General features: G+C 67.4%; 18 protein-coding genes and 1 tRNA gene. 7 read left to right on the plus strand and 12 right to left on the minus strand.

Annotated features, from left to right (window positions below):
• Positions 1-31: 31 nt before the first annotated feature.
• The 4 genes from IEW15_RS12815 to IEW15_RS12830 all read right to left on the minus strand — a co-directional run bounded on the left by IEW15_RS12815 (position 32) and on the right by IEW15_RS12830 (position 3,964).
• A complete protein-coding gene (locus tag IEW15_RS12815; protein WP_188578469.1) occupies positions 32-1,216 on the minus strand; it encodes a hypothetical protein in 1,185 nt (394 codons plus the stop codon).
• 127 nt (positions 1,217-1,343) lie between these two features.
• Positions 1,344-1,442 (minus strand) — tRNA-Gly (locus IEW15_RS12820).
• A gap of 145 nt (positions 1,443-1,587) precedes the next feature.
• A complete protein-coding gene (locus IEW15_RS12825; RefSeq protein ID WP_188578471.1) occupies positions 1,588-2,868 on the minus strand; it encodes a NupC/NupG family nucleoside CNT transporter in 1,281 nt (426 codons plus the stop codon).
• A gap of 127 nt (positions 2,869-2,995) precedes the next feature.
• Positions 2,996-3,964, minus strand: coding sequence for a LysR family transcriptional regulator (locus tag IEW15_RS12830; protein WP_229708063.1), 969 nt, complete (start codon positions 3,962-3,964; stop codon positions 2,996-2,998).
• A gap of 214 nt (positions 3,965-4,178) precedes the next feature.
• On the opposite strand from IEW15_RS12830, the gene IEW15_RS12835 reads away from it, so the two are divergent.
• The 5 genes from IEW15_RS12835 to IEW15_RS12855 all read left to right on the plus strand — a co-directional run bounded on the left by IEW15_RS12835 (position 4,179) and on the right by IEW15_RS12855 (position 9,226).
• On the plus strand, positions 4,179-5,675 hold the full coding sequence (locus tag IEW15_RS12835; RefSeq protein WP_188578473.1) for a CoA-acylating methylmalonate-semialdehyde dehydrogenase: 1,497 nt from the start codon (positions 4,179-4,181) through the stop codon (positions 5,673-5,675).
• Positions 5,676-5,778: 103 nt separating this feature from the next.
• Positions 5,779-6,930 carry an isobutyryl-CoA dehydrogenase gene (locus tag IEW15_RS12840; RefSeq protein WP_188578475.1) on the plus strand — a complete coding sequence of 384 codons (1,152 nt, stop codon included), beginning with the start codon at positions 5,779-5,781 and terminating at the stop codon, positions 6,928-6,930.
• Positions 6,931-6,974: 44 nt separating this feature from the next.
• Positions 6,975-7,874 (plus strand): 3-hydroxyisobutyrate dehydrogenase, encoded by a 900-nt coding sequence (mmsB, locus tag IEW15_RS12845; protein ID WP_188578478.1) that lies wholly within the window; start codon positions 6,975-6,977, stop codon positions 7,872-7,874.
• 184 nt (positions 7,875-8,058) lie between these two features.
• Entirely contained in the window at positions 8,059-8,733 is a 675-nt protein-coding gene (locus IEW15_RS12850; RefSeq protein ID WP_229708064.1) for an HAD hydrolase-like protein, read from the plus strand.
• Between the two features lie 202 nt (positions 8,734-8,935).
• Complete coding sequence (locus IEW15_RS12855; RefSeq protein WP_188578480.1) at positions 8,936-9,226, plus strand: putative quinol monooxygenase; 291 nt, start codon at positions 8,936-8,938, stop codon at positions 9,224-9,226.
• 78 nt (positions 9,227-9,304) lie between these two features.
• On the opposite strand, the gene IEW15_RS12860 is transcribed toward IEW15_RS12855, so the two are convergent.
• The 6 genes from IEW15_RS12860 to IEW15_RS12885 form a co-directional block, all read right to left on the minus strand.
• The gene (locus IEW15_RS12860; protein ID WP_188578482.1) at positions 9,305-10,459 is read right to left on the minus strand and encodes a DUF1513 domain-containing protein; all 1,155 of its coding nucleotides are present in this window, start codon (positions 10,457-10,459) and stop codon (positions 9,305-9,307) included.
• A 26-nt stretch (positions 10,460-10,485) separates the two neighbouring features.
• A complete protein-coding gene (locus IEW15_RS12865; protein ID WP_188578484.1) occupies positions 10,486-11,577 on the minus strand; it encodes an imelysin family protein in 1,092 nt (363 codons plus the stop codon).
• Complete coding sequence (locus IEW15_RS12870) at positions 11,577-13,073, minus strand: di-heme oxidoreductase family protein (RefSeq protein ID WP_188578565.1); 1,497 nt, start codon at positions 13,071-13,073, stop codon at positions 11,577-11,579. Before IEW15_RS12870 ends, IEW15_RS12865 begins: the two co-directional genes overlap by 1 nt.
• 267 nt (positions 13,074-13,340) lie before the next feature.
• The gene (locus IEW15_RS12875; RefSeq protein WP_188578486.1) at positions 13,341-14,618 is read right to left on the minus strand and encodes an imelysin family protein; all 1,278 of its coding nucleotides are present in this window, start codon (positions 14,616-14,618) and stop codon (positions 13,341-13,343) included.
• Positions 14,619-14,755: 137 nt separating this feature from the next.
• Positions 14,756-16,159 carry an amidase gene (locus IEW15_RS12880; RefSeq protein WP_188578567.1) on the minus strand — a complete coding sequence of 468 codons (1,404 nt, stop codon included), beginning with the start codon at positions 16,157-16,159 and terminating at the stop codon, positions 14,756-14,758.
• Between the two features lie 85 nt (positions 16,160-16,244).
• Positions 16,245-17,174, minus strand: coding sequence for a LysR substrate-binding domain-containing protein (locus IEW15_RS12885; protein ID WP_188578488.1), 930 nt, complete (start codon positions 17,172-17,174; stop codon positions 16,245-16,247).
• Positions 17,175-17,296: 122 nt separating this feature from the next.
• Here IEW15_RS12885 and IEW15_RS12890 point away from each other — a divergent pair, with 122 nt between their 5' ends.
• The gene (locus IEW15_RS12890; protein ID WP_188578490.1) at positions 17,297-17,698 is read left to right on the plus strand and encodes a rhodanese-like domain-containing protein; all 402 of its coding nucleotides are present in this window, start codon (positions 17,297-17,299) and stop codon (positions 17,696-17,698) included.
• A 29-nt stretch (positions 17,699-17,727) separates the two neighbouring features.
• Here the strand turns inward: IEW15_RS12890 and hrpB are convergent, their stop codons facing one another.
• Together hrpB and IEW15_RS12900 are read right to left on the minus strand one after the other, a co-directional pair.
• Positions 17,728-20,295, minus strand: a complete 2,568-nt coding sequence (gene hrpB, locus IEW15_RS12895; RefSeq protein WP_229708067.1) for an ATP-dependent helicase HrpB — start codon at positions 20,293-20,295, stop codon at positions 17,728-17,730.
• A gap of 7 nt (positions 20,296-20,302) precedes the next feature.
• Positions 20,303-21,037 carry an SIMPL domain-containing protein gene (locus IEW15_RS12900; RefSeq protein WP_188578493.1) on the minus strand — a complete coding sequence of 245 codons (735 nt, stop codon included), beginning with the start codon at positions 21,035-21,037 and terminating at the stop codon, positions 20,303-20,305.
• A 357-nt stretch (positions 21,038-21,394) separates the two neighbouring features.
• Here IEW15_RS12900 and IEW15_RS12905 point away from each other — a divergent pair, with 357 nt between their 5' ends.
• A complete protein-coding gene (locus IEW15_RS12905) occupies positions 21,395-21,970 on the plus strand; it encodes a PRC-barrel domain-containing protein (RefSeq protein WP_188578495.1) in 576 nt (191 codons plus the stop codon).
• Positions 21,971-22,116 lie beyond the last annotated feature (146 nt).

Here is a 22,116-nt window from a genome sequence, read left to right on the forward strand (position 1 = left end):
CAGGCGCCGGCCGCAGGCTCAAGGGCGGATCTCACTGCGATCGCGACACATTCCGAAGACCCATTCTGCAACAGGCTCTCAGGCCCCGCGCCGCCAGATGCTCGCCCAGTTCCAGCATTTCCGACACCCGGAACCATTCATCGGTGAAGCTGAACGTGCGGCGTCCGGTCTCGCCATGCCATACCGCCAGATCCTCGGCGACCTGAGCCATCGGACGCAGGCGCTTGCGGAACTTCACTTTTACCTGCCCGTCGGTCTGGCGTTCATGAACGACGGTGTCATAGCCTTCATTGATATCGCAGAAACTACAGATGCCGGAATAATAGCAGCCACGATAGATGTTCAGCGCCGTCACCGGCTCGGGCGTCCACGGCCGATAGGCCTCAGGGTCGGGGCGTGGCAACTGGTCGAGTTGAACCGGCACCGAAGGTGGCCCCGATACCGGCCGCGCGCCATCGAAGCGGATCACCTGCGGCACCGGCCGGTTCGCGACCCGGCCATGGACCAGTTCCTCAAGCAGGGCCGCCAGCGGCTGTTCGCCTTCGTGGTGAATGAAGCTGTCGACGACAGTATAGAAGGCGGCCGTCAGGGGGTCGTCCGCTTCCAGCGTCGTCTTCAGCCGCGCGATCAGATTACCGCCGATGGTGATGTGGGTATCGGGCAGCGCCTCGCGCAGCATCGATGCCAGAACCATCGACGGGATCAACTGATGGTGATCGTTGACCGACAACCCCACCAGGCGCGGCTTCAGGGTCGCGATCGCCGGCACCTCGACGTCGCGGTAATAGTCGTGAAACAGATGGTTCTCGCGATCGGCAACCGCCGCCATCACCGCCTCACGGCGCCGGGCATCATAAGCCGATATGTATTTCAAGGTGTTGCGGAAGATCAGAAACGTGTCGGGCACGGCGGCGTCGATGATCGTAGACGCCTCCTCGATCATGCGCTTCGCTGCCAGATAGGGCTCAAGGGCATGGTGCGCCGCCTCGTCCCGCATCGTGGCCAGGGCCGGGCCGATACCGGTCAGCATATGCCCGGGCGCGCCAGCCACCGCCAGTGCCTCGGGGCGCAAGACGTGCTCGATGGCCGGAATGTTGGCGTCACGCTGCACCACCGCCCATCCCTTCGCCTTCAGCCACGCCGTCAGATGCGACAGGCCGGGGGCGACGAACCACGGATAATAGGATGGCGGAAATACCAGGACGGCGTCGGTCATCGGGCACGCTCCTCATCCGCGAAGGGGAGGCGCGCGCCTCTGGGCGTGGCATGACCGGCAGCACCGGCGACGCACGCATGCAGTCCTCACCGCATCATCATCGGTCTTATGAGGCGCGCAGGAAAATTGGTGCCGGAGGCAGGACTTGAACCTGCAAGGACGCGAAGATCCTGTCAGATGATCGGCAAGCCGAAAATCCGGTGTCTACCAGTTTCACCACTCCGGCAGATACGGAACCGGGCACTCTGGTCTTCTCCTCATCACGGCCATACAGGCCGATACCCCGGTATCCATGACAATGATGGTATTTTGACTCGATGCCATCGATCAACTGAAAATTGATTGACTGACCGGAAAAATGTCATTTGCGCTCACAGGCTGACCAGCCCCACCACGGCACCGGTCATGCAGGTGGCAATCGTGCCCGATACCAGACTGAGCGGCGCCAGACGCACGATGTCGGCACGCCGTTCCGGCACCATCGCGATCATGCCGCCGATCATGATGCCCAGGCTGCCGATATTGGCGAAGCTCGACAGGGCATAGGTCAGGATCAGCCGCGATCTGGGGCTGAAGGCCGAGGGATCGGCGGCGAAATTCAGGAACGCGACCAGTTCGTTGACCACGACCTTGGTGCCGAGCAAGGGGGCCGCGGCCAGCGCCTCGGTCCAGCTCATGCCCATGGCCCAGGCGATCGGCGCCATGATCCAGCCCAGCATGCGTTCCAGGGTCAGCGGCGCGCCGCCGATATCGCCGCCCAGGCCCAGAACCATATTGGCGAGCGCCGCCAGCGCGATGCCGGCGATCAGCATCGCCACCACGTTGATCAGAAGATTGATCCCGTTCAGCACCCCCACCACCGCGGCCTCCAGGCTGCTGGACGCCTCGGATGGCGGTGCATCCACGTCCTCCGCAAGGACACCGTCCGGTGTCGTGGCAGCCATGGCCGGCATCATCACCATCGCCACCACCAGTGCTGCCGGGGCCGAAATCAGCGATGCGGTCAGCAACTGGCCGATCGGGTCGTCGATCACGCCGGTCAGGAACACCGCATAAAGCACCATCATGTTGCCGGCGAGTGTCGACAGCCCCGCCGTCATCACCATGAACAGCTCAGAGTTGGTCAGACGGGCCAGATAGGGGCGCACGAACAGCGGTGCCTCCACCATGCCCACGAAGACATTGGCGGCGGTCGACACACCCACCGCGCCGCCGACACCGAAGCTGCGCCGCAGCAGCCGGGCAAACAGCCGCACGAACAGCGGGATCACCCGCCAGTGATACAGCAGCCCGGCGATCGCCCCGATCACCAGGATCAGCGGCAGGCCCTGGAAGGCCAGGACGAAGCTGTTGGCCGGCGTGACCGCATCGAAGGGCGGCGCACCACCGCCCAGATAGCCGAACACCACCGAAGTGCCGGCGCGGGTTGCGGCTTCCAGCGCCGACACTGCCCGATTGGCCCAGACGAAGGCCAGTTGCACCGGTGGCAGTTTCAATAGCACCAGCGCGATGACCACCTGCACCACCAGCCCGATGCCCACCGCCCGCCAGGACACGCCACGTGGCATCCGGCCGATGATCCAGGCCAGCGCCACCAGCAGAAGCAGCCCAAGCCCGCTCTGTGCGACGCCCGCCAGGGCGCCACCGGTCATTCCGTCCATCATCAGCCCCGCCCCTTGGCCCCGTCCGTCGATGCTGCCCGCCTCAACCCCGGCGGGAAGTGCTCCCCGGCACCGATATTAGGCCGCCGGACCGGTCGTGACCAGACAAGGGACCGCGTCACGCGGACGTGGCCGTCGCCGTCAACGCATTGGCATCGATCCGGTCAAGCGACCGGCCGATCAGCAGATCATGGTCGCGCTTGACCAGATCGCGGAGGTAATCGGCGACCGTGCGCACCCGCACGATGTCGCGCAGATCGGCATGGGTCACCAGCCAGAAGCTGCGGGTGATGCTGCTCTCCTTCGGAATCACCGGCACCAGCCCCGGTGCCGTCGCCGCCACGAAGCAGGGCAGGATGCACAGGCCCAGACCGTCGATGGCGGCATCGCGCTGCACGATCAGGCTGGTGGAGCGCATCACCACCTGCGGCGTGCGCACCAGCTTGTCGAGATAGCGCAGTTCCGGGGCGAAGATCAGATCGTCGACATAGCCGATGAAATCATGGGTCTCCAGATCCTTCAGGCTGCGCGGCGTGCCCATGCGTTCCAGATAGGCGGGGCTCGCATAAAGACACAGCCGGTAATCGGTCAGCTTGCGTGCCACCAGCCGGCCGGAGGTCGGGCGCGCCAGCCCGATCGCCAGATCGGCTTCCCGCTTCGACAGGCTGAGATAGCGCGGCGCCGCGACCAGATCGATCTGGATGCCCGGATGGGCCGCAAAGAAACGATGCAGCCGCGCGCCCAGAAACGCCGACGCGAAGCCTTCGGGCGCACCCAGCCTGACCGTACCCGACAGATGCAGATCCTGGCCGGCGATGCTTTCCTGAATAGCAAAGGCGGTTGTCTCCATCGCCTCGGCATATTCCACAAGCTGGGCACCGGCGGGGGTGAGGCTGTATCCGGCCGGCGTGCGATCGAACAGCTTGGTGTTCATCCGCTCTTCCAGGGCCTGTATGCGGCGGCTGACGGTGGTATGATCAACCGCGAGGTGTCGTGCCGCGGTGACCAGACGCCCGCGTCGGCTGACTTCCAGGAAGAAGCGCAGGTCGTTCCAGTCGAACATCGGGGCCTCGCGGAGTGTGTGCATCCGCGCAGACAGCCTCTGCGCGTTTTAGGCTGGTCGTGCAGTTTTACATCGTTATCGTAGCGTCACCAAGCTGTCCGGCGGGTCGTGACGCACGACCCGCCTGCTGCACATGATACCAAGGCACAAGACAAGGGCGGTGCGGACGCGCCGCCGCCTGATCTGGCGGCAGGATGGCGTGGTCCTACACCCTCGCAAAAAGTTGGGGAAACGCGGGATGGTCAAGCAGATCCATCACTTTATCGGCGGCAAGATCGTCGAAGGCACCAGCGGCAATTTCGGCGACGTTTACAACCCGTCGACCGGCGAGCTGTCGGCAAAGGTGGCGCTGGCCACCAAGGCGGAAGTGGAAGCGGGCATCGCCAATGCCGCTGCCGCCTTCCCCGGCTGGTCGAACACCTCGGCCATGGCACGCGCCAAGGTGATGTTCAAGTTCAAGCAGCTCGTCGAAGAGAACATGGACAGCCTTGCCGAGCTGCTGTCGAGCGAGCATGGCAAGACCTTCACCGATGCCAAGGGCGACGTGACCCGCGGTCTCGACGTGGTCGATTTCTCCTGCGGCATTCCGCATCTGCTGAAGGGTGAGTATTCCGAGAATGTCGCGCGCGGCATCGACGTTTACTCGATGCGTCAGGCCCTGGGCGTCTGCGCCGGCATCACGCCGTTCAACTTCCCGGCCATGGTGCCGATGTGGATGTTCGCGGTGTCCATCGCCTGCGGCAACACCTTCGTTCTGAAGCCGTCGGAGAAGGATCCCTCGGTCCCGATGCGTCTGGCCGAGCTGATGATGGAAGCCGGCGCGCCGGCCGGCGTGCTGAACGTCGTCAACGGCGGCAAGGACGCGGTCGACACGCTTCTGACCGATCCGCGCGTGCCGGCGATCAGCTTCGTGGGCTCGACCCCGATCGCGAAATACGTTTATGCGACCGGTGCGGCGCATGGCAAGCGCGTCCAGGCCATGGGCGGCGCCAAGAACCACATGATCATCATGCCGGATGCCGATCTCGATCAGGCCGCCGACGCGCTGATGGGCGCGGGCTTCGGCTCGGCCGGCGAGCGCTGCATGGCGATTTCGGTGGCGGTGCCGGTTGGCGAGGAAACCGCCGAGGCCCTGCGCGAGCGTCTGATCCCCCGGGTTCAGAACCTGAAGTTCGGCCCCTCGATGGCCGACGGCGATTTCGGGCCGCTGGTCACCGCCGAGCATCTGCGCAAGGTGCGTGGCTATGTCGATCTGGGCACCCAGGAAGGCGCCGAGCTGATCGTGGACGGCCGCGAGGTCAACATCCAGGGTTACGAGAACGGCTACTACATGGGTGGCTGCCTGTTCGACCGCGTGACCCCGGACATGCGGATCTACAAGGAAGAGATCTTCGGCCCGGTGCTCAGCATCGTGCGCGCGAAGACCTATGACGAGGCCGTGGCCCTGCCGACCGAGCACGAATTCGGCAATGGCGTGTCGATCTATACCCGCGATGGCGACACCGCGCGTGAGTTCGCCCGCAACGTCCAGGTCGGCATGGTCGGCGTGAACGTGCCGATCCCGGTGCCGGTGGCCTTCCACACCTTCGGCGGCTGGAAGAATTCGGCTTTCGGCGACACCAACCAGCATGGTCCCGAAGGCGTGCGCTTCTATACCAAGGTCAAGACCATGACCAGCCGCTGGCCGACGGGTATCCGTTCGGGCGCCGACTTCCACATCCCGACCATGGGCTGATCCACCGGCTCTTCGCGTCGATTGAACCGTCACGTCCCCCGCCCGCCGGTCGCACCCGACCGGCGGGCGGGGCGTGGACGCATACGGTGCTGGAGGTGACCCCATGGATTTTTCCCTGACCGAAGACCAGCGCGCGTTCCAGGACATGGCACGCGGCTTCGCAACCGATCGTCTGGCGCCCGGCGCGCCGGAATGGGATGCGAAGAAGATCTTCCCCGAGGCGGAACTGCGCGAAGCGGCCGCCCTGGGTTTCGGCGGCATCTATGTCAGCGACGATGTCGGCGGATCGGGCCTGTCGAGGCTCGATGCGGCGATCATCTTCGAGGAACTGGCCGCCGGCTGCACCTCGACCGCGGCCTATATCTCCATCCACAACATGGCGTCGTGGATGATCGACCGCTTCGGGTCGGACGAACAGCGCAACCGCTTCCTGCCCAGGCTGTGCTCGATGGAGCATTTCGCCAGCTACTGCCTGACCGAACCGGGCGCCGGATCGGATGCGGCGGCGCTGCGCACCCGTGCAACGCGCGACGGCGATCATTATGTGCTGAATGGCTCGAAAGCCTTCATTTCCGGCGGTGGTCGCTCCGACATCTATGTGGTGATGGTCCGCACCGGCCAGGACGGCCCCAAGGGCATCTCGACCTTGGTGATCGAAAAGGACACCCCCGGCCTGTCGTTCGGCGCCAACGAACGCAAGCTGGGCTGGAACAGCCAGCCGACCGCGGCGGTGATCTTTGAAGACTGCCGGGTGCCGGTCGCCAATCGCCTCGGCGAAGAAGGCGACGGTTTCAAGATCGCGATGATGGGCCTGGATGGCGGGCGGATCAATATCGGCGCCTGCTCGATCGGTGCCGCGCGGGCCTCGCTTGCTATCTCGCGTGACTATGTCATCGGCCGGCAGCAGTTCGGCAAGGCGCTGGCGGAGTTCCAGGCCACCCAGTTCCGGCTCGCCGACATGATGACCGAACTGGATGCCGCCCGGCTGATGATCCGCCGCGCCGCCTGGGCGCTGGACAATCAGCACCCTGAGAAGACCGCGATCTGCGCCAGCGCCAAGCGTTTCGCCACCGATGCCGGCTTCCGGATCTGCAACGAGGCGCTGCAACTGCATGGCGGCTATGGCTATCTGATGGATTACCCGATCGAGCGCTATCTGCGCGATGCCCGGGTCCACCAGATCCTGGAAGGCACCAACGAGATCATGCGGGTGATCATCGCCCGCCGCCTGCTTCAAGGCATGGCGGTCGACTGAGCCCCCGTCACAAGAACTGAAGATTTCAGGGAGACGTTCCGAAGATGGCGACCATCGGTTTCATCGGCCTCGGCAATATGGGCGGGCCCATGGCCCTCAACCTGCTCAAGGCCGGCCATGCCCTCAAGGGCTTCGATCTTTCCGACGAGGCGGTGCAGCGCATCGTCGACGCCGGCGGCAGCAAGGCCGCCAGCGCCAACGAGGCTGCGACCGATGTCGATGTTGTGGTCTCGATGCTGCCCGCTGGCCGGCACGTCAAGGGTGTGTATCTGGGCGATGACGGCATCCTCGCCGCCTCGCGCCCGGGCACGCTGTTCATCGACTGCTCGACCATCGACGTCGACAGCGCGCGTGAGGTGATCGCCGCCGCCGAGGCCGCCGGCCGGCCGATGGTGGACGCGCCGGTCTCTGGCGGTGTCGGCGGTGCCGCCGCCGGCACGCTGACCTTCATGGTCGGTGGCACGGCCGATGCCTTCGCCAAGGCCCAGCCCTTCCTTGAAAAGATGGGTAAGAAGATCGTCCATGCCGGTGGTGCCGGCAATGGTCAGGCGGCGAAGATCTGCAACAACATGCTGCTCGGCATTTCGATGATCGGTGTCTGCGAGGCGTTTGCCCTGGCCGAGAAGCTGGGCGTCGAGCATCAGACCCTGTTCGACATCTCGTCGACCGCCTCGGGCCAGTGCTGGTCGCTGACCACCTATTGCCCGGTGCCGGGCCCGGTGCCGACCTCGCCGGCCAATAACGACTACAAGCCGGGCTTCGCGGTCGACATGATGCTGAAGGATCTGAAGCTGGCGCAGGATGCCGCCGGCTCGTCCGGTGCCGCCACGCCGCTGGGCGCCGCCGCGGCAGCGCTTTATCAGCAATATGCCGATGCCGGTCAGGGCGGCGCCGACTTCTCAGGAATCGTGCGCATGCTGCGCGAGATGGCCGGCAAGGCCTGATCCCGCTTTCCCGCCGCCATACGCCTGACAGATGACCACCCTGCGGCCTTCTCCTGACGGAGCGGGCCGCATTTTTTTCACAGCTCGATCAGGGCGCATCATCATACAACTCTGCCTGCGGCGCCGTCGTCGTCCCTGGCGGTATCCGCATCACCCTGCCCTGATCCTGTCCGGAGTTCCTGCCGTGGCCGCGCCTGCCGACATCACCATCCTGCTCGACATGGATGGCACGCTGATCGATTCCCATGACGCCGTGGTGCGGTGTACCCACATGACCCTGCGCGAGATGGGCCATCAGCCGGATCTGTCGGAAGACCTGGGCTGGACGATCGGCCCGCCACTGACCGACACCATGGCCCTGTTGATGTCCCGCCATGGCGATGACCGCGTGGCCGAGGCGGTGGCGGTGTTCCAGCGCCATCACGACGAGGTCGTGCTGAAGGACAGCCCGCTCTTCCCCGGCATCCCCGAGGTGCTGGCACAATTCGGCCGCGAGGGGCGCCGTCTGGTGCTGACCACCTCGAAGGCCCTGCCCGCCGCCCGCCATATCCTGAAGCGCCACGGGCTGATGCCGCTGTTCACCGGCACCTATGGCGCCAATGCCGACGACAGCGGCGGCGAGAAGCCCGAGGTGATCGGTCGCGCCCTTCGCAGCGAACATATCGATCCCGCCCGCGCGATCATGGTCGGCGACCGCCGCTATGACATTTCCGGCGCCCACGCCCACAACATCCGCGCCCTCGGCGTGTTGTGGGGCTATGGCGGCCGCGACGAGTTGGAGACCGCCGGCGCCGACGGCCTTGTCGCCGATCCCGCAGACCTGCCCGATGCAATCGACCAGATGGCCCGCGCGTTGTGACATCACTGTCTGGTGGCGCATTGCCGCATTGCGGGTGCCGGGCAAGACATCAGCAGGCGGTCAATAAAACGCCGATGTAAACGGTGAAAGATCGGCAAGTCGAGCAATCGATCGCGCCAGGAACGGCATTGCTGTAACTTGACCGGCGATGCCGCCCCATGAAGGCGGCCCGACGATAACGACAACCGGAGGACGCTCCCCCATGACCCCCAATCTGGTCATCACCGCGATCATCACTGCCGAACCCGGCCATGCCGACACCGTGCGCGAGGCTCTCGCCGCCTGCACCGGCCCCAGCCGGGCGGAAGATGGCTGCCATCGCTATGACCTGCATGTCGATGTCACCAACGATCATCGGTTCGTGATGCTGGAAGAATGGACCGACGAGGCGGCGACCGTCGCCCATGGCAAGTCCGACCACTTCCGCACCCTGGGCCGGACGTTGAAGGGCATCGCGCAGTTCGAGGTGATCCGCCTGAAGCAGATCGGCTGATCCGGGCCCGGCGCCGGGCGGGCCGGCTACGGTCCTGCCCGGCGACCGTCCTGATCCCCGATGCCACGGTGCCCGCGATCAGAGCGGGATCATATGATTGTCGAAGGCCAGGGCATGGCGCGCGCGCAGTGTCATCCTGAGGCCGCCCTCGGCCGCTGGATCGGGCAACAGCGCCAGCACACGGCCGCGACCGTCCGTGGCCAGGAAGCCGTCGCTGTCGGGATCGGCCGCCAGGCCGCAGACATCGGCCGCCACCAGACTGGCGCGGAAGCCGCCGGTCTCGACGCCGAAGACCTGGATGCGGCCGCCGACCGGCGAGGTCATCGCCACCAGATCGCCTGCGCGGTTGAAGGCGGTGCTGCCGGCATAATTGCGCATCGCCGCATGCGCGGGCTCCGGGGCGGTCAGCAATCGCGGCGCCGTGCCGGCCTTGTGCAGCATCATCAGTGGCGGGCGCTCATGAGCATCGCCCTGCCACTGCATCACCGCCGCCGCCAGCCCATCGGGGCGGGTCGACAGATGTCGGATGCTGTTGAGCCTCAGCGCCGGCTCATTCTGCACGGCATCGACGATCCGGCCGTCATCGACCGCGATCCGAACCAGATTGGGCTGCATGGTGCCGGGGTTGAGCACCTCGCGTCCGGTGTCGGGATGAGTGGCATTGCCGCCATTGGCGACCAGCAGGGTGACACCACCGCTCTCCAGGCGGATCTCGTGCGGCCCGACACCGCCCGAGGCAATCTCGTCGATCCGCTTGTAACCGTCGGCCGCGTCCCAGATGCCGATGCGCCCGGTTGCCGCCTCGTAATCGTTCTCGGGCGTGAACAGCAGCCGGCCATCGTTCGAGAACGCGCCATGGCCATAGAAGACCCGGCCCTTGGGCGGTGTCAGCCGCAAGCTCTCACTGCCGGTCGCGCAATCGATGACCAGCGCCTCACGCCCCGGCCGGCGCGCCACCGCCACCGCTTCAGACCGCAGCGGATGAACCACGCCGCCATGACCACGGGCCGGCAGCGGCAGCGTGAACCGGATGCCGCCGTCCCGCATCAGGCCGATCAACGCATAGTCGCCGTTGTCGTGGCGGGCCGCGACCAGGAAATCCGGCGCGCCGGGTGCCGGGCCGGCAGATGATGCCCACAGGGTTCGCGGACGGGCCATCGCGATGCCGGCCATAGCCGCGCCGAGCCCCCCCAACACACGCCGCCGGGTGACAGTCGTGTCGCCATCGCTCATTGTCGGGCCCTCTCCATCCATCGCCATCAGTCGCCGTCGAACGAGTTGAAGCCCACCCGCACACCCAGCGCCGGCGCGAGACGCGACACCGCGAGGCCGCGGGCATCGGCGAGGGCCGATTTCAGCGCGGCAATACCGGCGATATCGGCCGGCCCCGCCGCGATGGCGGCATCAGCCGCGCGCACCGCCTCGGCAAGCGATGCCGCCATCGCCGCCTGCGCCGTCTGGTCGATGGCGGCGGGCGCGAACACCACCCGTTCGAAGTCGATCAGGCCACCAATGCCGGCGCGGATGTTTTCAAGCGATGCCCCTGCCCGTTCATGGTCGGCCCGGGGCGATTTCGAGGCCTGATCGGCGACGATCGCGCCCAGCCGCAGTTCCTCAAGTTCCTGAAGCGCGCCGTGAAAGGCATTGAACAACGCGAAGGTCGCCTCATCCGGGGTGAAATAGGTCATGTTCTCTTCGGCACCCGCGGTCGTCAGCAGGAAGGCCGCACCACCCTCCGCATCCCAGTCGGCCCGCGCCGCGTGGGCCTCACGGGCAAGATTGCGCGCAACGGCACGGATCAGCCGGTGGCGATAGTCGGCGCCAGACGTGCCGGCGGCGGGCGCGGTATCGCGCGGGCGCAGCAGCCGTTCCATGGCAACCAGGTTCTGCGCGCCGGCGGACGCGCCGGCGAACGCATCGGGATCATCGACGATCGGGTTGCGGGCCCGGACCAGCGCGCTGATCGCCCGATAGGCGATGCCGCTGCGCTCCGGCCAGAACTCCAGCCGGAAGCGTCGGCCTTCGGCCTCCAGGGGCCCGAAGCGGAAGAACCAGACGCGCATCCAGGCGTCATAGGCGGCATCATAGAGCGGCAGCAAGGTCTCCGGCGACTGATCATCCTCGGCGGCGGCGGCCAGACGGGCGGCGGCCGTCTCGAAACCGTCGAATTCGGGCCGGATATAGCCGTCGAGCGCGCGCGCGGCCAAAGCCTTGTGGTCAACCGCCTGGGCAGCGGCGGTCTGCTCCGCCGCCGGCGCGGATGTCGCGGCACCGGCAGGCGCCGTCATGGCGATGGTCAGGGTGGCCAGAATGGCCAGTGGCACGAGACGACGATGGTTCAGGCAACGCATCACAGCGACTCCAGAAAACGGATCAAGGCGTCCCGATCGGGCTTGGGCATGGTCATCACGGCCTGCTTCTGGGCTTCAGCCTCTCCGCCATGCCAGAGCACGGCTTCAAGCAGGCTGCGGGCGCGACCGTCATGCAGGAAATGCGCGGGCTCGTCCACGGTCGCGGTCAGGCCGATGCCCCAGAGCGGCGCGGTGCGCCATTCGGACCCGTTCGCCGCCCCCTCGGGCCGGCCATCGGCAAGCCCGGGGCCCATATCGTGCAGCAACAGATCGGAATAGGGCCAGATCAGCTGAAAACTCTGTTCGGGACGGTCGGTCAGGCGCGCGGTGACGAATTTGGGGGTGTGACAGGCAATGCAGCCGGTGTCGTTGAACACCTGCTTGCCACGCAGCACGGTCGGGTCGTCGGCATCCCGCCGCGCCGGCACCGCCAGATTGCGCGAATAGAACGTCACCAGATCCAAGCCCGGCCCATCGATCTCGAATCCGTCCCTGTCATCGGCATCCGCGCCGTCCGGGGCATCACGGCAGGCCATCTGCGCCTCGGTGCATTCACCATAACCGGCCGGGTGCAGGACATTGGATATCCCCATATCGCCGGCAAAGGCATCGGCGGATTGCTGGCGCACGGTGGGCGTGCCCGCCTTCCAGCCGAAACGACCCAGCATGACCCGCTGGAATTCCGGGCTGAAGGCGAAGTTGGGCCGGCCGGAAATGCCATCGCCATCGGCATCGTTGGGGTCGGCATTGGCCAGTATATCGCGCGCCGGCACGGCTTCCAGCAGCCCAAGCCCGATCATCGCCGGCGCCACCCGTGGCGACAGCATCACCTCAGGGTCGAGCGGCCCATAGCCCGGATCGTCGATGCTGTATGTGGGCACACGCAGGCTGGCCATCTCGCCATCCGATAAGGCCACCGCCATCTCACGATAGCCGATCTCCATGCGCCCTTCGGCCGGCACGCCCTGGACCGCCAGATCCTGAAGCTGACCGCCATAGCTGGGCTCGGGCACCACGGTCAGCAGATGGGCGGCGATCGCCGCCTTCAGTTCGTCGGTTCGCGGTGGCACCGACAGGCGCAGGAAGATCGAGACGCGATCGTCATCCTCTCCGGCCGGCGGATGGCCGCGGCCGTCCTTGATATGGCAGCTCTGGCAGGATCGGGCATTGAACAGTGGCCCCAGCCCGTCGGATGCCCTGGTCGATGATGGCGACGACACCCAGATCTTGCGGAACAGACCGTTGCCGACCTTGAAATCCAACTCGCTCTCGAACGGCATATTGGCCGAGGATTGCGAGAAGATGTCGCGATTGACCTGCTTCATCGTGGTCGCGGCACCACCCGGCCGGACCTCGTATTCCTCAGCCCGGGTGAAATCGGTGGTGGGCCGGATGACGGCGGCGATCCGCGCCCGCTCGGCCTTGGTGCGCGGCACCGCCGACAGATGCGGATCAGGCTGTTCTGCAACCTCGGCGGGGATATCGACCGTTGTCATCGGCGGCGGTGGCGATGACGCGGCCTGCGGCACCCCCAGCACCGCCATCATTCCCGCCGCATAGCCGGCAGACCTGATCCATCTGCCCCTGGTCGTCGCGATCGTCACGCCTGGTGCTCCAAATGCATGACGGTCGGCCGGACGCCACGTCCCCGGCTGACGCCAGGGCCCGTGATATCCAGACCGACCGTTGAAGACGCGCCGGCGGCTTGCATGCCGCCGGCTTTATGATTGCCGGCTTTTCAAAGGTCCGCCGCGCGCGTGGGCTTATTTGAACACGGCGTTCGGATCGTCGAGGCTGTCGGAGCCTTCGATCGCCACCGGCTCCAGCTTCAGCGCGGTCACCGCACGCTCGATGGCGCGGGTCTGCTGCACCAGACCGTCGATGGCGGTGTTGATCAGCGCGGCCCCGGCCTCGTTGCCCGGTGCCAGTAGCTGGTCGTAATGGGTGCCCGCTTCCGCCGTCGCCTTGATCGCGCCAAGCGAGGCCAGCGTCACCGCCATCCGTGCCTTGACGTCGGCATCCACCTTGGGATCGGCCTCGGCGACCAGGCCGGACAGCGACGGCCCTTCGACCGCCGAGCCGTCGATGCGGACATAGCGGCCGCTATAGACGTTCCACATGCCCACGGCATCGTAATAATGCGAATTGTGGGTGTTGTCCGAGAAGCAGTCATGCTCCTCTTCCGGGTCGTTGAGCAGCAGGCCCAGCTTGATGCGCTCGCCGGCCAGTTCGCCATAGGACAGGCTGCCAAGGCCGGTCAGCATCACGCTCAGCCCGGCATCGGGCGTGGTGTCGGTCAGCGCCTTGCGCGCCTCGCCGCCATCCTGCCACTGTGCCGCCATCCAGGCCAGATCATCGACCAGCAGATCGGTCGCGGCCTTCAGATAGGCGGCCCGGCGGTCGCAATTGTCGCCGGTGCAGTTGGCGGTGTCGTAATCGGTCCAGGGCCGGTTGCCGGCGCCGGCCCCCGTGCCGTTCAGATCCTGGCCCCAGAGCAGAAACTCGATCGCGTGATAGCCGGTCGCGACATTGGCCTCGACGCCTTCGGCCTCTTGCAGCGACTCGATCAGCGCGGGCGTGATGGTGGTGGCATCGACGGTCTTGCCCGCCACGGTCAGGCTCGTGTTGGCGATGACGTTCAATGCCGCCGCCGCATTGCCCTCGGCGCCGACATACGAGCTGTCGACATAGTCGATCAGGCCTTCGTCGAGCGGCCAGGCATTCACTCGGCCCTCCCAGTCGTCGACGATGGCATTGCCGAACCGGAAGGCCTCGGTCTGCTTATAGGGGACATTGGCGGCGATCCAGGCGGCACGGGCTGCTGCCATGGTCTCGGGCCCGGGGCTGGCGATCAGCGCCTCAACGGCGGCCTGCAGGGTCTTCGCGGCCGTCAGGCTGTCGCCATAGGCGGCCTGGGCGATGTTGGCGTAATTGGTGACCACCGCACGCTTCTGGTCGTCGGTGGCGGCCAGCGCCGACGCCGAAGCCAGCAGCGCACCACCCAGAACCAAGCACCCGATCCTACCCATCTTCATCGCCATGTCGTCTCCTCCGCCCTGAGGTCATCTGCGCCCTGAGATCATCTTCGCAAGTGCGAATGACTTGCATTCCTACACCCTGAGCGGCAGGACGTCCAGCGGCGGCGGCGGGCAACCCACCATTTCACGGCGCTGCGCCGTCAAAGCGGCGGGCGGCGGTCGCGCACCGGGCTCAAGGCTTCCAGCCGCGCCCCGGCATCAAGCACCGTGCGTTCGGCGAACCAGCGGCCGACGATCTGCACGCCGATCGGCAGGCCGGTTGCCGTCATCCCGAAGGGCAGTGACAGCGCCGGCAGCCCGGTCAGGTTGAAGGGAACCGTTGCGCGCATCACATGGCGTGCCGATACCCGCTCGCCATCCACCAGATGATGGGCCTGGCCATGCAAAGGCGCCGGGATTGGCAGCACCGGGCACAGCAACAGGTCATGGCGGGCGAAGACATCCGCGAAGGCATCTCTCAGCGCCTCCGCCGCCCGCACCGCCGCCGCGTGATCGGCCAGCGCAACCGGCTCGCGGGTCACCACGTGGCGGATCAGCGGGTGCACGGCATCCAGGCGCCCGCCCACCGCCGCACGAAATCCGGGCTCGACCTCCGGCGCGTGCAGGATGGCGCTGACCGCGGTCCAGTCGGTTTCCAGGGCCGGTATCACGACCGGCTCGACCACGCAGCCCGCCGCCGCCAGCGCATCCGCCGCCGCGGCGATCGTCGCCACCACCTCAGGATCGACTGGCCCGAACCCTTCGGCCGCCATCCATCCGACCCGCAGCGGCAAGCCGTCGGCCACATCCGCGCCCACACCGGCCGGCACGACCGCGTGACCGTCCCGGCCATCCGGGCCGGCCAGCAGATCCAGCGCCAGCGCCAGATCGCGCACGCTGCGCGCCATCGGACCGACATGCCACCACCGGCGCAGCATGTCGGGCCAATGGCCGGTGAACGGAATGCGGCCGTGGGTGGCCTTCAGCGCCGCGATGCCGCACATCGCAGCCGGGCCGCGCACGGAGATTGCGACATCGCTGCCAAGACCCAGCGGCGACAGGCCGGCGGCGATCGCCGCCGCCTCACCGCCGCTCGATCCACCGGGCGTGCGCGCCAGATCCCACGGATTGTTGCTGCGGCCCGAAAGCGGGTTGTCGGATTCGATCCCGTATGAGAATTCCGGCAGGTTGGTCTTGATCAGCGGAATGCCGCCCGCCGCGCGAAGCCGTGCCACGGCGGTCGCATCCTGCACCGGCAGATGATCGGCAAACAGGCGCGAACCGCGCCGCGTGGGAATGCCGGCGGTGTCGAGGCAGTCCTTGACCGAGAACGGCACGCCGAACAGCGCGCCCGTGGCCGCACCAGCCATGACCGCCGCCTCGGCCACCCGCGCGGCCGCACGGGCGCTGTCGGCCATCACCGTGACGGCCGCGTTCAGCATCGGATCGATCCGGGCGATGCGGTCGAGATGGGCGTCGATCACCTCGACCGGCGACAGCGCCCGGGTTCGGATCAGGGCTGCCTGTGCGGTGGCATCGAGATAGCAGAGTGTCGTGGCATCCATGGTCGGGGCGGCCTCGCTGGTGGTCGATCGACCGACTGTCGGCGCGGAAAGCGCCCGCGACAATTCGGTTCTGCGGCCGCAGCCTTCAGGAAACCGCAAGGCGGGCGGCACGGTCGCCACGCCGCGCTTCCGCCTGCAGCCAGTCGCTGACCACGCCGACCGGGGCGCGGGCCGCGGCACCTGCGGGCATCACCAGATGAAACGCACGCGAGGACACAACCGTGCCCGCGATCGGCCGGACCAGCCGGCCGGCGGTGATCCAGGGCTGCACCAGCCGGTCGATGCCGATCGCCACCCCCAGCCCCTGGGCCGCCGCCTCATACAGCATCTGCAGGCTGTCGAAGGTCCGGACCGGCGGCAATGCGTCGGTGTCGAGCCCCTGGGCCCGCGCCCATTCCGGCCAGAATTCCGGCCGGTGGCCCGGGCCCAGCAGCACCGTGCGGAACAGATCGCGCGGCTCGTTCAATCCGGCCGGATGATCCGCAAGCCATGCCGGGCTGCAGACCGGTTGCAGATCCAGCGCCATCAGGGGCCGAGCGTCGGTGCCCCGCCATCGGCCCTGCCCCAGCCGGATCGCCAGATCGGCATCACCGGCGGCGAGGTCGACACAGGCGGCCGATCCGTCCAGGTCGATCGCAATCGCAGGGTTGGCGGCATGGAACGCCGCCATCCGCGGCAGCAGCCAGGTCACCGCCAGCGTCGGGATCAGGCTGATGCGCACCGTCTGCCGGTCGGGGTGGCCACGGGCGGCGGCGCGGGCCGTGTCGCTCGCGCGGTGCAATGCCGTCACCGCCGGCGCCAGATCCGCCGCATAGGCGGCGCCCAGCGCCGTCGGCTCGACACCACGCGGCAACCGCACCAGCAAGGGGCTGCCGATATGCGCCTCCAGCACGCCGATCCGCCGGCTGAGCGCCGGCAGCGATAGGCCCAGCTCGTCGGCCGCCGCCGTCAGGCTGCGCCGCCGTGCCGCGACCACGAAGGCTTCTATCGACCGGAACGGGGGAAGCTGCGTCATCACTGGGGCATCCGGGCTGTCGTTTCTTCGACACTGGACCTCAGTCTGTCGAATGCCAACCATGACGGAAAGCCCTAAGCTCACAGGCGACCAGTACATAACGCCCATGCAAGGACCACCCCATGCCCCTGAAGAGAACCGTGAAAGACCTGGTGATGGAGGCCAGCGCCCGCATTCGCACCATCCCGATGGACGAAGCCGAAACCCTGCTCGACGATCCCGAAACCCTGTTCGTCGACATCCGCGACGTGCGCGAGCTGGACCGCGAGGGCATGATCCCCGGCGCCTATCACGCGCCGCGCGGCATGCTGGAATTCTGGGTCGATCCAGAAAGCCCCTATCACAAGCCGGTCTTCGCCTCGGGCAAAAGCTTCGTGCTGTATTGCGGCGGGGCGTGGCGATCCGCACTGGCGACGGCGGCCCTGCAGGATATGGGGCTTGAACCCGTGGCGCATATGGAGGGCGGATTCACGGCCTGGAAGGCCGCCGGCAGGCCGGTGGTGCCGCGGCCGGCCAAGAGCTGACGCCTCATCCCCGCGGTCGGCCGGTTGCCTCAACTGCCACGCGGCTTGGCCCGGTGGGTGGCGACCGCGCCGGTCGGGTCGTCCGGCCAGGGATGTTTGGGATAGCGGCCGCGCAGCTCGCCCCGCACCTGGGCATAGCTGCCGGTCCAGAATCCGGCAAGGTCGGCCGTCACCTGCACCGGCCGACCAGCTGGCGACAGCAGATGGACCAGCAGCGCCACCCGGCCATCGGCCACCCGCGGGCCTTCGGCGGCACCGAACATTTCCTGCAGCTTCACCGCCAGCACCGGCGGATCGGTGGCATAATCGACCGCATGCGACCGGCCGGACGGCACTGTCACCCGTTCCGGTGCCGCCTGATCCAGCCGGCTGCGCTGGCGCCAGTCCAGCAGACGCAGCAGTGCTGCCCTGACATCGATCCGGGCCAGATCGTCGAGCCGGCGGACCCGCCCCAGATCGGGGCCGAGCCAGTCTTCCAGTGTCGCCGTCAGCCCGGCATCCGACACATCCGGCCAGCCCGCATCGGGGCCGTCGATACGGGCCAGGAAGGCGATGCGGTGGCGAAGCGACAAGGCCGCGTCGCGCCAGTCCAGCCGGTCGAGGCCGAGCGACCGCACGCCTTCGGCAACCGCATGACCATGATCTTCGGGCGCCAGCTTCGACAGTGGCTTTGTCCCGATCAGCAACTGACCCAGCCGGCGTTCGCGCAGCGCCACCAGACCACCCGATTTCAGATCGAATTCCACCCGGTCGACCGTGCGGACATCAGCGCCGAAACTGGTCTCGATCTCGTCGAGCGTGATCCGGGCCGCCAGGAAGGCGCGCGCATCGCCACCATGGCCGCTGCCGCCGGTGGTGGCCACCGCAAGCCAGGGCTCCGCCGCCAGCGGGTCGAGCGGATCGAGCGCCACGCCGCCACCACCCATCAGCCGGAACACCGCGTCCCGGCCGCGCGCCTGAGCCAGCCGCTCAGGATAGGCCAGCGCCACCAGTTGGCCGAGAGAGGGGCGCGGGTCGCGACCGTCGCGCCGGGCCGCCGGCAGGCGCCTTTCCAGCGATCGCGCGCCCTCGCGCACACGGGTCAGCGTGCCACGGTCGATGACGGCACCATCGCCACCGCGCAAGGGGTCGCGGCCTTCCGCCACCAGGATCATCCGCCGGGCGAGGTCGATATCGGTCCGCGCGTTTCTGAACAGGTCGCGTTCCGACAGGATCTGGGCCAGCACCGCCGCCTCCCGCGCCGCGCCGCGCCGCGCGCCCTCGATCGCCAGATGGGCGAGGCGTGGATGCATCCCAAGCCCGGCCATCGCGCGGCCATGGGCGGTCACCCGGCCTTCTGCGTCGAGGGCACCCAGCCGTCGCAGCAGGTCGCGGGCCTGCGCCCAGGCGGCCGCGGGCGGATGATCGGCGAAGGCCAGGGCTGTGGTCTGATCCACGCCCCAGACCGCCAGCTCCAGTGCCAGCGGCGCCGGATCGTCGACCGTGATCTGCGGCGCGGCGAAGGCTGGCAGTGCCCGGGTCTCCGCCTCGGGCCACAGCCTGAGACAGACCCCCTCGGCGACACGCCCGGCGCGGCCGCGGCGCTGTTCGGCCTCAGCGCGCGACACCCGCAGCGTCTCAAGCCGGCTCATGCCGCTTGCCGGGTCGAAGCGCGGCCGCCGGGTGTAGCCACCATCGATCACCACCCGCACGCCGTCGATGGTCAGGCTGGTTTCGGCGATCGCGGTCGCCAGCACCACCTTGCGCCGGCCGGGCACCGACGGGCGGATCGCCAGATCCTGAGCCTCGGCGGTCAACTCGCCGGCAAGCGGCATGATATCGACGCCGGGGCCACCCGCCCCGGCCAGCAGATCGGCCGTGCGCGCGATCTCCCCCGTGCCGGGCAGAAACGCCAGGATGTCGCCGGTCTCGGCCGCCAGCATGCGGCGGACCGCACCGGCCATGGCAGGGGCAAGCTCGCGCGGTTCGGGCCGGCGGTCGTCGTTCACCACCACCACCGGAAACATCCGGCCATCGGCGCGCAGCCGGGTCGCGTCCCCGATCAGGGACGCGACCCGGCCGGCGTCGAGCGTCGCCGACATGGCGATGATCCGCAGATCCGGCCGCAGTGCCTGTTTGACCTCGATCGCGAGCGCAAGCCCCAGATCGCCGTCCAGGCTGCGTTCATGGATCTCGTCGAAGATCACCGCGGCCACACCGTCGAGTTCGGGATCGCCCTGGATGCGGCGGGTGAAGATGCCCTCGGTCACCACCTCGATCCGGGTGGCGGCGCTCACCCGGGCATCCAGACGCACCCGATAGCCCACGGTCTGGCCCAACGGCTCGCCCAGCATCGCGGCCATGCGGGCGGCCGAGGCCCGCGCGGCCAGACGCCGGGGTTCCAGCATCAGAATGCGGCCGCCGGCAGCCCAAGGGGCATCCAGCAGCATCAGCGGCACGGCCGTGGTCTTGCCGGCGCCGGGCGGGGCCTCGATGACGAGGTCACGTCCGGCCGCGAGTTCCGACCGGATGGCGGGCGCGAGCCCGGCCACCGGCAATGCCGCGATCGCATGGGCGATCCGCGCCGGCAGGGGCGCATCGGTATCAGGCGCCGTCACTGTATGGTCAGTCTTCCAGGAAGAAATCGATGGTGCTCACCACCCGCACCGTCTTGGTGATCTGGCGGCTTTCCGGCATGTTCGGAATATCGGTCGCCGGCAGGATCTGGAACAGCCCCTGCGAGGCATTGCGGATCGCGCCCACCCGGCTGCCGCTGTCGGTGGCGAACTGGGCGGCGCCGTCACGCGCATTGGCGGTGGCCTCGGCGATCATCTCGGGTTTCAGGTCGTTCAGTTTGGTGAAGACGAAAGACGGGCCGCTGCCAAAGGCGCCCATCTCGTTCGACAACACCACCCCCGCCTCGACCAGTGCCCCCACCTTCTGCGACGCGGCCTCGACCTTGTCGACCTCGGTGGTGCGCACGGCCACCGTCTGCGCCACGATATAGCGCACCTCGACCGGGCCGGAGCGATAGAGCTGCGCATTCTGGTCGGTGACGTCCAGGCTCAACATCTCGATGTTCTCGGCCGGCAGGCCGGCATCGGTAAAAAAGCTGGTGACAGATTCGGTTGCGCCGCGCAGTTCACGCAGAACCTCAGTCAGATCATTGCCCGACGCCACATAGCGCAGCGACCACACCGCCAGATCGGCCTTGACCTCGCGTTCGGACAGGCCCTTGACCGAAACGGTGCGATTGCCCAGCCGCGCCTCGACCACGCCCTGGCCCACCAGCCAGCCGCCGGCGGCGATGCCGACCGCGATCACGGCGGCACCGGCCAGACCCAGAATGTCCATACGCATGCGGCAGCTCTCCTCACCACGTGGGAACCAGACGGGCCATGGCCATGTTTGGACCTGTGCGGTCGCCGTCGTTACCTCTGACGCGGAGCCTGCGCCGGGTGCCGGTCGCCGTCAAGCACCGCTGCGACATGCGGACGACACAGGTTGTTGCCCGATGCAATCGCTGTGGCCGCAACTGCGCTTATCTTTCATGCCAGGACATCATAGCGACACAACTTGAGACATGCCTCAATATTCACTGGCAAAATGCCTCATGATTATGCCACAGCCTTTGCCATTCACAATCATAATGGAAGATCTTAAGTCTTAGGGGAAGGCAAGAGAGCTTGCCGGATCGCTGAACACAGGAGACCCCCCATGCTGAAGTCCATGCGCAGCACCACCTCGGCTCTCGCGATCATTCTTGGCCTTGGTGCCGTTCCGCTTGCCGCAGGCAGCGCGCTGGCCCAGGCGACAACCCCCGGTGCCGGCACCACCACCGAGGCGCCGGCGGGCGGTTCAGCCGACACGATGAACCAGGCCCCGGCCGCCGGCGCACCCGCCGCCACCACCCCGCCCGCGGGCGCCGAGGATACCGCCGAGGCGCCGCCGGAGCCGCAGCCGGCCAACACACTGCTGTCGAGTGACGCTGTCGTCCGCACGCCGGATGGCGAGGAAGTCGCCACGCTTCGCGGTCTGATCTTCGATCCCAATGGCCAGATCACCCACGCCGTTCTGGGATATGGCGGCCTGCTGGGCTTCGGCACCAAGGAAGTGATGGTGCCCTGGGATCAGCTGACCGCGGAACCGGGCGAACAGGTTCTTGTCGCCTCGATGACGCCGGAACAGCTTGAGCAGATGCCGGCCTTCAAATCGGCAGAAGCGGTCAAGAGCGACGCCGAGGCCGGTGCCGCCCAGCCGATGACCACCACCGCCCCGGCCCCCGCCGGCTGATACTCCGTCTCCAGCCTGAACGACCCGCGTTTCCCTGGAATACCCACTCTCTCTCTCCCTGAGACTTGCTCTCTCCCTGAGACTTGGGCCCTGAAGGCCTGGCGTCGCATCCCGATGGTGCGACGCCATTTTTTTGGCCGCTGCCG

Source organism: Tistrella bauzanensis (assembly GCF_014636235.1).
Taxonomy (GTDB): domain Bacteria; phylum Pseudomonadota; class Alphaproteobacteria; order Tistrellales; family Tistrellaceae; genus Tistrella; species Tistrella bauzanensis.

Coding starts and splice junctions, on each gene's coding strand:
- IEW15_RS12840 (WP_188578475.1), top strand. CDS start 5,779: ATGGATTTTTCCCTGACCGAAGACCAGCGCGCGTTCCAGGACATGGCA.
- IEW15_RS12885 (WP_188578488.1), bottom strand. CDS start 17,174: ATGACGCAGCTTCCCCCGTTCCGGTCGATAGAAGCCTTCGTGGTCGCG.
- IEW15_RS12905 (WP_188578495.1), top strand. CDS start 21,395: ATGCTGAAGTCCATGCGCAGCACCACCTCGGCTCTCGCGATCATTCTT.
- IEW15_RS12825 (WP_188578471.1), bottom strand. CDS start 2,868: ATGACCGGTGGCGCCCTGGCGGGCGTCGCACAGAGCGGGCTTGGGCTG.
- IEW15_RS12835 (WP_188578473.1), top strand. CDS start 4,179: ATGGTCAAGCAGATCCATCACTTTATCGGCGGCAAGATCGTCGAAGGC.
- IEW15_RS12830 (WP_229708063.1), bottom strand. CDS start 3,964: ATGCACACACTCCGCGAGGCCCCGATGTTCGACTGGAACGACCTGCGC.
- IEW15_RS12875 (WP_188578486.1), bottom strand. CDS start 14,618: ATGGCGATGAAGATGGGTAGGATCGGGTGCTTGGTTCTGGGTGGTGCG.
- IEW15_RS12855 (WP_188578480.1), top strand. CDS start 8,936: ATGACCCCCAATCTGGTCATCACCGCGATCATCACTGCCGAACCCGGC.
- IEW15_RS12890 (WP_188578490.1), top strand. CDS start 17,297: ATGCCCCTGAAGAGAACCGTGAAAGACCTGGTGATGGAGGCCAGCGCC.
- IEW15_RS12880 (WP_188578567.1), bottom strand. CDS start 16,159: ATGGATGCCACGACACTCTGCTATCTCGATGCCACCGCACAGGCAGCC.
- IEW15_RS12860 (WP_188578482.1), bottom strand. CDS start 10,459: ATGAGCGATGGCGACACGACTGTCACCCGGCGGCGTGTGTTGGGGGGG.
- IEW15_RS12815 (WP_188578469.1), bottom strand. CDS start 1,216: ATGACCGACGCCGTCCTGGTATTTCCGCCATCCTATTATCCGTGGTTC.
- IEW15_RS12865 (WP_188578484.1), bottom strand. CDS start 11,577: ATGCGTTGCCTGAACCATCGTCGTCTCGTGCCACTGGCCATTCTGGCC.
- IEW15_RS12870 (WP_188578565.1), bottom strand. CDS start 13,073: ATGACAACGGTCGATATCCCCGCCGAGGTTGCAGAACAGCCTGATCCG.
- mmsB (WP_188578478.1), top strand. CDS start 6,975: ATGGCGACCATCGGTTTCATCGGCCTCGGCAATATGGGCGGGCCCATG.
- IEW15_RS12900 (WP_188578493.1), bottom strand. CDS start 21,037: ATGCGTATGGACATTCTGGGTCTGGCCGGTGCCGCCGTGATCGCGGTC.